Here is a 9,212-nt window from a genome sequence, read left to right on the forward strand (position 1 = left end):
GCAAGGCTGGGACGGAAGTCACTGTCGTTCTCAAAATCGGTGGAGCTGCATGACAAGGTCATCGGGCATTATCTGAACATAAAACACTATCAGTAAGTTGGAGTCATTACCCTTTCTGACTACTTATTGGCCGAGGAAATATTCATGATCCATTCAATAGCATTAGGTGTTCTGATCCAAGGTTTAATATTATGGTTTATATAATCAATTGCTTCATCCATTTCACCTAACGTGATATATCCACTGTTAGACTTTGGTTGTAATTTGTACTTTGATAACAAGCTTGGGATGTGCTTATTAGAGCTAATAGCTGCTTTAGCGATATCATCGGCATCGGGGGATGACTGTCTGTAGGCGAGGAGGGCGCGTGTATACTGAAGAAACGGGCGCATATCACCTGAATAATCATCCAGTAGCACGCTCAGATCATCCACCATTTCGAGTTCAAGATAATAGTTCGCTAATAAATGACGAATCCCCTGGTTGTCGTTCGGGTTTAGCTTGAGCATTTCGTGGCAATGAGACATGGCCGGGTAGAAATTACCTGACTCCCATAGGGCATCAGCCAATGCTGCTTTTGCTCTCATATATGGACGCGTTTCGACAAATCCCCAGAAATTGCCCGCAAATTCCTGAAAATCTTCACCCAGTGCGACACTGGCCGCATATAAAGCCGTCTCCAGAGTAACGATTTTTGACTCAGGGGGCTCTTCGGATATCTCGCAGTAGAATGAGTATGCGTCAGCACAGAGCGGGGATTTTTTGATAGCTTTTCTGATGAGTTTCAGCACAACGTCCAGGTCATCAGTTTCCCAGGCATCGAACATAAATTCCTGAGCCGCAGCCAGATCCAGCTGTAATTGCTCAGAACTGACGGCATTTTTATATAAATCAACGCGCTTTTTAGTCGGGAATTTAATCATCTCAAGTATCCTTTTGGGAGCTCACCGTTACCTGCTACTTCATAGCACTGATGGTCGATTCTACCGCTTTGAACTTGCCACAAACAAGTTCGGGTCTGCCAGAACGGGATTGATCGCCCGGAGTTATTCCTGGATGCGCACCTGAGCTTTACGGCTGGGCGATTTTTTGCTTCGTTCCCGTTTGCCTTCGTTTTCCCGTTCATCCTGTTTTACCTGAGCCAGTCTGAGTACAGTCCCGAGACGTTTGTTATCAACAATCTGCCCCTGGTCGACACAGGCCAGTTTATCAAATGCCTGGCACTCAAGGCTCCGATGTCCGTAGTGGAAGGCGAGGGTGCCATCGGGATAATCCAGCACTTTAATTTTCTCACCGGCAAGACGGCTATTTTCTTCTGTCGGGTCCATGAGATAAAGGATCTTATCGTACTGGAAGGTCAGTGATTTCGACACGGTACGGACATCATGCCAGGCAAAGATGTCTCTTAACTCATCGGGGTTTTCCTTCACCGGACGATGCAAATCTTTCGGGAACCTGGCCGGTCGTGAAAACCGGCTGTTAAAGTCAGCGATGAAAGTGGCAAGCCAGGCATTTGCGGCCTCAATGCCGGTAATACCTTCCAGACGCATTTCTTTAATCAGCCGATCCTGAAGAGTCTGATTCGCCCGTTCCACGCGACCTTTAGCCTCAGAGCTGTTGGCACAGATAAGCTCGATTGCCAGGTCATAGAGCACACGTCCGAACTGGGTAACGGTGGTATTGCGGTTCTCCGGACCACTGACGCGAAATATTGCGTGTTTGTCACTGTACAGCGATACCGGCTTCCCATGCTGCTCAATGTATTCCCGGGTTGCCAGCATGTAGTCAAAGGCTGTTTCTGACTCGCTGAACCGCAAATGCATCAGACGGCCGGTGGCATCATCGATAAAGACCAGCAGGCAGCATTTTGGTGCACGGCCTTCAAACCAGTCATGGTGGGAGCCGTCGATCTGGATCAGTTCCCCCAGGCAATCACGTCGATGCCGGGGTTGATAAACCCGTGACTTGCGTCGGGCATGTGGGATCCAGATTCCGTCAGACGTCATCCAGTTGCGGACGGTCTCGATTGAAAGCCGGATATTATGGCGCTCTCTGAGCTTTTCTGCGGCCAGTGTGGGTCCAAAGTCACTGTAGTTTTCACGTATCAGCGTGAGTACACGCATTTTGAGAGATTCGGTCAGCCGACGGTTGCTGGGTTGACCGCGTTTGCGGCTGACAAGTCCTTCAGCACCAGAAACCCGGTAGCGATTGATAAGCCGTTGCGCCTGACGTTCTGAAATGCCAAGCTGTGACGCTGCATCACGACGGCGTAGACGTTTTTCACAAACTGCCTGTATCACCGGTAAACGGTGGATCTCTTTATCTGACATGGTCACCAACATGCGTTGAGTCCCTTAGAATTGGGGTCTGAAGTCCAATGGAACGAAAACGTACGTTAGTGAAGTAACTATCTGATATATAAACATAATAGACGCAGAAAAAATCGCTTAAAACGGCGTGTTTTTAATCAATAAATGGCATTTATCGGACATTGTTGTCTACAAATCGATTTTTCAGACATGTGTTTATCTCTTACCGTACGTTTTCGTACGGTTGGACCTCAAACCCTTTAAACGAACTTCCGCGTATTCACCGTAGACTGAACCCTGATGCGTGGCATCACTATGCCCGGGAATGTGGAATACACCTTGATAATCCAGCTCAGGGTGTGCGGTACGATCTACATGAAATGGCCATCGCTGCCGTCATCGCAGGACAAGGCGTAGCATTGGTTCCGCGTATGTATGTCGAGAATGAATTGCGTTGCGGTATGCTCGTTTCGCCCTGGCCAGCCTCAGGATGCCTGAGCAAAAAATTCTGTTTAGTAAAACCGACGGAAACGGGGATCAATGAGGCTGCGCTGGAAAGTTTTGAACGCTGGCTGCTTGCTGAAATTAATACTCTCACCAGCCTCAATGCTGAACGATGACATTCCGTCCGCTCCTCGCTGTGAGTTCAACCGATGGATGCAACCCATTGGTTAAATGCTCTGCGAGTGATTCATAGTATGGGGTTTTTCCTGGCCTATAGTAGTGCGGCCCCACAGTCCCATGTTTATATTTTTTAAGTCTGGACTTAGGCAGGCATTCGTTATTTGCGCTGACCTGCCAGTTCATGACAAAGCGCACCGATCTTTTCAACTGCATTGAGCAGCGTGGACGAGGGTTCATTCGCACAATTTAACCTCAGGAAGTTCTGAAACTCGGCCCCTGGGGAAAACAGGAGGCCAGGACTGACACCAATGCCCAGCGCCAGCGCGCGACGGTGTACCACCAATGAATTCAGCGGATGCGGGAGTTCTATCCACAACAAGAAACCGGCTGTCGGCACGGTAACACGAGTGCCCTGTGGGAAGCTTGCCTTGACCCGGGCGATAACGGCTTGTACCCCCTCTGATATCCGGAACTTCAAGCGTCGTAAATGACGATCGTAGTCCCCACTTGCCAGTATATTGCTCGCGGCAGCCTCAAGCAGCGGTGCGCCAGCCCAATCCCCGGCCATGCGAGCCTGCAATACCTGAGTGTGATAGCGTCCTGCCGCAACCCACCCGATTCTCCAGCCCGGGGCAAGGGTTTTGGATAATGAACTGCAGTAGATCACACTCCCGCTCTGGTCGAACGCCTTGCAGGCCGGAGGACGCTGCCCTTCACCGGCCAGATCACCATACACATCGTCCTCAATTAAAGGGATGCCTGCACGTTCAATCAGAGCAACAAGTTCCTGCTTACGGGTGACGGGCATACTGGCACCGAGTGGGTTTTGCACCGTGGGCGAAGCCAGCACGGCTGCGGGACGGTGACGCTGAATAGCTTCATCCAGAGATGCCAGCAACAAGCCTTCAGCAGGATCCGTGGGGATTTGCAATGCCTTGAGGCCTAAGTCCTCAAGCAGCAGGAGCGTACCGAAGTAGGCAGGTTGCTCAATTGCCACTACGTCACCTGGCTGACATACAGCCCGCAGAGCCAGACGCAGTGCTTGCGTCGCTCCAGCCGTGATGACGAGATCATCCGAACCAAAACGGGCTCCCCACTGTGCAGCGCGTACGGCTATATTTCTGCGCAGGTCTGCCCTTCCCGGCGGCAGGCTGTAGCTCTGCCCGTGCGCGTCAAGGCGGCGGGTTGCAGTCTGTAGCGCCCGCTGTAGCGTGTTTGTTGGCAACCATATTGGATCGGGCAGCGCTGCACCAAGTGGCACCAGACGGGCTTCTGCGCTACTAAATAGTGAACGGGCTACTGCTGACATTGTCACGGGAACTGGGCCAGGTAAATCCTGGGAAGACGGCATGTTCTGAGATGTGTTTATCTGGCAAACGAAGTAGCCCGAACGCGGACGCGCTACAATCAGGCCCTCGGCCTCGAGACAACGGAGTGCTTCCAGTGCCGTTGGGAGGCTAACCTGCTCTCGTTCGGCCAGTTTACGTGCGGAGATCATCCTGTCGCCGACTCGCAATACACCTGATGCAAGGGTAAGGCGCAGCATTTCAGCAATCCGGCGGTAATGTTGGGACAACAGACGTGGAGCGGACATTGCGAACTGTACAGTCTGATTTTCGATAGATCTGACTATACAGACAATGATGTGGCCCTTCTATAGTGGTGCCGAACCCGCTCAATCAAGGAGGCATTATGCATAGCGATAACTTCGATCTTTCTGCTTATTTCCGTCGCATAAACTACACCGGGCATGCAGCCGCCGATACCGCCACGCTGCACGCGCTCATGCGTCATCAACTCTTTTCGGTGCCCTTCGAGAATCTGGATGTACAGGCTGGCAAAGTCGTATCCCTGGTACCCGAAGACATTGCAGATAAACTGCTACATCGAGGTCGTGGCGGATACTGCTATGAGGTTAATGGGCTATTTGCAATGGCATTGGACGCTTTAGGTATTACCTACCGTTTCGTTGCCGCTCGCCCGATGTTCTACCCGGCACGCCGACCGAAAACGCATATGGCATTAATTGCTGAAGTTGATGATCGCCTGTGGCTTTGCGATCTAGGGTTCGGCAGCTATGGTATTCGCGCGCCGCTCGCTATAGACATGACAGATACCGATATCGAACAGGATTTCGACACTTTCCGACTTATCCGTGACGTTAATAACGAGTATCTGCTACAAGCGAAGGTGGAGGGTGCATGGGCTAATCAATACAGTTTTGATCTGTCCCCCCAGGAGTGGATTGATTTCGTCCCGGCCAACTACCTCAATTCCACCCACCCTGATGCCATCTTTGTGCAGAAGTTACTGATCGTGCAGCACGCCCCCGAGGGTCGCCTGATTTTGCTAGGTAATTTGCTGAAGACGATCACCGCAGAGGGTATCGAAACGCAACAACTGATGGATGACGGTATTGCCCTGGCCCTGAAAAATCGCTTTGCTCTGCCTGTACCGCAATACATCGGGAAGAGCGCTTAATCCTGAGTACAGCCTTCCCTCTTTTTATTCTAATGAAATAGACAGAGGGCTGGCTGGCACGCCTGTCGCAGACTAGTCATTCACAAATGAGGGTCTGGATTTAGTTTTATTTCAGTTGCAACACCGATGCTAATTGACCATTCATTGAGCAGGAAATCAATGCCTGCTTTTCGCTCAAAGCTGCCTGTCAAAGTGGTCAAGCTTTTCCATAGCTCAGAGGTACCAAAAATCACCTTAACGAATGGAAGGGACTTCCCCTGGATATGCGCCTGATTAACTCTTGTGCAATCATGGGGTAAACATAGCCCCGGAGGGATTCGTTATGACCATCACTACTGTCGGTATCTGAATTCGGTGTCATCGCGCCACAAAGTACAGATGCCCTGCGCCACATGGTTTCCGGGCAGAAGAGCTCTTTACCGCTTCAGGTTCAGCAATGTGTTGATGATTTGCTGGAACACGTTGATCGCATTGAAGCTAACATCGCTGAATATGACCGAATTTTGTCGCGCATGGCCAAAACAGATCACCGCAGTCAGCGGCTAATGGAGCTAAAGGGAGTTGGTCCCACAACGGCCTGTGCACTGGTTGCCAGTATCGGTAATGCACATGATTTTAAAAATGGACGGCAACTGGCGGCCTGGCTGGGACTGACGCCATCACAATACAGCAGCGGTGGAAAGTCGAAGCTCGGCAGGATCACAAAAGCCGGTGATTCGTATCTGCGAACGCTTCTGGTACAGGGTGCTCGTTCAGTACTGATTGGCGCTGAGAAAAGGACTGACTCATTCAGTCATTGGGTCTGTTCACTGGTCGAACGCAGAGGATACTGGCGCGCTGTTGTGGCCATCGCCGCCAAAAAATGCAAGGCTGTGCTGGGCATCATTGCATTACGGTGATGATTTCAGACTGTACTCAGCCAGCTAAAGTACGAAGCAACAGTATGACCATCTGACCTGCAACTCGTTGATGATAAAGAGTTAAACCCCGTGAGGTATATCTGAATATTGTACAGGATATACGTATCCGCTTAACGAACAAGAGCCTCACGCGCGTCTTTCATCAGGGCCCGAATCGATGACGATTCATCATGGCCGTTTATAGTACCGCAGTCTCTCCCCTTTATTTTTACTGAAGAGCAGACAGAAACGTAAGCGTAAACCCAGTGCCGTATGTAGCCATTAAGCCAGTACTGATAACTTAGACGTCCACCTGTACAGACGGACATCTAAGTATGGAATCCCTATCCTGGCGAAAAGAACCCCGTAAAAATTATCCCAATGACTTCAAGCTACCTATGGTCGAACTTGCTTCCCGCCCCGGAGACTGGTGACCAATGCTGTCGTTCTCTGGAATACCATCTACATGCAGGCTGCACTGGATCATTTACGTAACGAAGGCGAAACCATAAATGAAGAGGATGAAGCCAGACTTTCGCCACTGAGACACGCGCATTTCAACATGCTGGGGCATTACACGTTCACACTTGCGGAGCAGGTAACAAAAGGCCAGCTAAGGCCACTGAAGCAAGCGGAAGAAACGGACGAATGGCCTCTGTAACGGTCATATTGTCGCGGGGATTGATGACCATCTGTTCAAAAAATGTACTTAGCGTACGTTTTCGTACGGTTGGGCTTCAGACCCCGAATTGCTTTCAGTTTAGCTTACTCTAAGGTGACATTTCTATCTGGATGAAAGGAAGTGCGGACAAATTCCTGGACCTTCAGGAGTTAATTTATGCATTCATACGAGGACCGGATTCGGGCCGTCGAACTCTATTACCGGTACGGAAAGAAAGCCTCCGTTGTCGTCATGGAGCTGGGATATCCTTCCACAAAACAGCTGGGCCGTTGGGTTCGGATTTATGAAGAGAAGGGCGATTTACCCAGGGAATTAAAACCAAGAGAACGCTATTCACGTACACAGAAAATTGCTGCTGTTGAGCATTATCTTACTCACGGTGGTTGCCTGTCGTACACTCGCCGAGCCATCGGCTACACCAGTAACGAAATTCTAAAGCGCTGGATTGAAGAGTTTTATCCAAATGCGCGTCCCCTGGTCATTCGCTCAGGCACAAGCAAATGCTTCAGCCCGGAATAGAGGTCTCAGGCCGTCCGGGAGCTCTGTAACCGACGTGGAACCGCGCGTAAAGTTGCACAAAGCATAGGCGTCAGCGTCCCGGTCCTGTACAAATGGAAGAAAGACCTTATCAGTGACGAGGCTTATCAATCCATGCGCAAACGAAAGGCAGCCCCTCAGGATAAAAATCAGGATGCTTTACTCGGTAAAATCCGGCGTCTCAGGAAGCAGGTTCATCAGCTGCAGCTCGTACGTGACATACTGACAAAGGCGAATGAACTGATAAAAAAAGATCTGGGCGTCAGCTTTCTGAAACTGAAAAACAGGGAGAAAACCCTGATAGTTGATGCCCTTAAGAAAAAGTACCCCGTTGCTGAGTTGCTAAGCGTTCTGCAACTTGCCCGCAGCTGTTATTTTTATCACAAAGCCAGCAAACGTCTGTACGATAAGTATGCGGAAATACGCGTGATCATGGCCGATATCTTTGAGGAGAATTACCGCTGTTACGGCTACCGGCGCCTTCACGCGATGCTTCGCAGTAACAACAGAGTTATTTCTGAAAAGGTTGTCCGCAGACTGATGGCAGAAGAGCAGCTCGTTGTTAAGCGCACCAGGCGACGACGATATAACTCTTACTGTGGCGAAATCGGTCCGGCACCGGAAAATTTACTCGCCCGGGATTTTAGTTCCTGCAGGCCAAATGAGAAGTGGCTGACCGATATTACGGAGTTCCAGCTTCCGGCTGGAAAAGTCTATCTGTCGCCGGTTATCGACTGCTTTGATGGCCAGGTTGTAAGCTGGTCGATAGGAACACGCCCGGACGCGACGCTGGTGAATACGATGCTCGATGACGCACTCGATACGCTCAGCGAACATGATAAACCGGTGATACACAGCGATCGTGGTGGCCATTACCGGTGGCCGGGCTGGCTCGAGCGTATCAACACCTCCGGACTTATAAGGTCCATGTCGCGCAAAGGATGCTCGTCGGATAATGCTGCGTGTGAAGGCTTCTTCGGGCGTATCAAAAACGAAATGTTCTATGGCAGAGACTGTGCGGGTATCACGCTGGAAAAATTTATATGCTTCCTGGACAGGTACATACGCTGGTATAATGAGAAAAGTATCAAGCTATCATTAGGTGCAATGAGTCCTGTGAAGTACCGGCAGCATCTTGGGATCACAACATAACAGTCCAGGAAAACATCCGCAGCCCCCATTACTATTGAGCCCCTACAAAATTGGTGCGTGTAATCATTGTTATGTTAAATTTAGTCCGTCGTTCATTTAGTTCATAACCGCTCAGAGAATGCGATTAATCATACACTTACCTATCCTCCTATCTTCTTCTTGCAGGACATTATGTTTGTCGGTTACTTTGTTCATAACCATACTGACCTGCTCCCCGTTGATTAATACACCGCGATGTTAGTAATGTCTTCATAAGCCACATGAGGACATCCCCATGAAGAAGCGTTTTTCGGTAATGGTGCCAACTTACTGATTTAGTGTACGATGGTGATTTTAAGGTGCTTGCGTGGCTTCCATTTCCATCAGATGTCCTTCCTGCTCCGCTACTGAAGGCGTGGTGCGTAACGGCAAAAGCACTGCCGGACATCAGCGCTATCTCTGCTCTCACTGCCGTAAAACATGGCAACTGCAGTTCACTTACACCGCTTCTCAACCCGGTACGCACCAGAAAATCATTGATATGGCCAT

Annotated in this window: 5 protein-coding genes and 5 pseudogenes; 7 read left to right on the plus strand and 3 right to left on the minus strand. The window is 50.1% G+C overall.

The window, feature by feature from the left end; translation table 11 throughout:
• Positions 1-96: IS1 family transposase (locus ACLH1I_RS26035; RefSeq protein ID WP_000851394.1), on the plus strand; the 96-nt coding region annotated here is incomplete at its 5' end.
• A gap of 23 nt (positions 97-119) precedes the next feature.
• Here the strand turns inward: ACLH1I_RS26035 and ACLH1I_RS26040 are convergent.
• Positions 120-923, minus strand: coding sequence for a hypothetical protein (locus ACLH1I_RS26040; protein ID WP_048298737.1), 804 nt, complete (start codon positions 921-923; stop codon positions 120-122).
• Positions 924-983: 60 nt separating this feature from the next.
• Positions 984-2,330, minus strand: a pseudogene (locus ACLH1I_RS26045) (ISNCY family transposase).
• Between the two features lie 239 nt (positions 2,331-2,569).
• Between ACLH1I_RS26045 and ACLH1I_RS26050 the strand changes: the two are divergent.
• Positions 2,570-2,929: pseudogene (locus tag ACLH1I_RS26050) on the plus strand (LysR substrate-binding domain-containing protein); the annotation flags it as partial.
• Positions 2,930-3,090: 161 nt separating this feature from the next.
• Here the strand turns inward: ACLH1I_RS26050 and ACLH1I_RS26055 are convergent.
• A complete protein-coding gene (locus ACLH1I_RS26055; protein ID WP_048298736.1) occupies positions 3,091-4,527 on the minus strand; it encodes a PLP-dependent aminotransferase family protein in 1,437 nt (478 codons plus the stop codon).
• A gap of 98 nt (positions 4,528-4,625) precedes the next feature.
• Between ACLH1I_RS26055 and ACLH1I_RS26060 the strand changes: the two genes are divergently transcribed.
• The 5 genes and pseudogenes from ACLH1I_RS26060 to ACLH1I_RS26080 form a co-directional block, all read left to right on the plus strand.
• Entirely contained in the window at positions 4,626-5,414 is a 789-nt protein-coding gene (locus ACLH1I_RS26060) for an arylamine N-acetyltransferase family protein (protein WP_023288270.1), read from the plus strand.
• A gap of 341 nt (positions 5,415-5,755) precedes the next feature.
• Positions 5,756-6,341, plus strand: a pseudogene (locus ACLH1I_RS26065) (IS110 family transposase); the annotation flags it as partial.
• Positions 6,342-6,740: 399 nt separating this feature from the next.
• Positions 6,741-6,974: pseudogene (locus tag ACLH1I_RS26070) on the plus strand (Tn3 family transposase); the annotation flags it as partial.
• Positions 6,975-7,151: 177 nt separating this feature from the next.
• A pseudogene (locus tag ACLH1I_RS26075) lies at positions 7,152-8,684 on the plus strand (IS3-like element ISKpn38 family transposase).
• A gap of 346 nt (positions 8,685-9,030) precedes the next feature.
• Positions 9,031-9,212, plus strand: a 182-nt coding sequence (locus tag ACLH1I_RS26080; RefSeq protein WP_001327455.1) for an IS1 family transposase, incomplete at its 3' end; no start/stop codon positions are given.

The sequence above is a fragment of the Klebsiella sp. 1SOBk10mer genome (genome assembly GCF_046602535.1).
GTDB lineage: Bacteria > Pseudomonadota > Gammaproteobacteria > Enterobacterales > Enterobacteriaceae > Klebsiella > Klebsiella quasipneumoniae.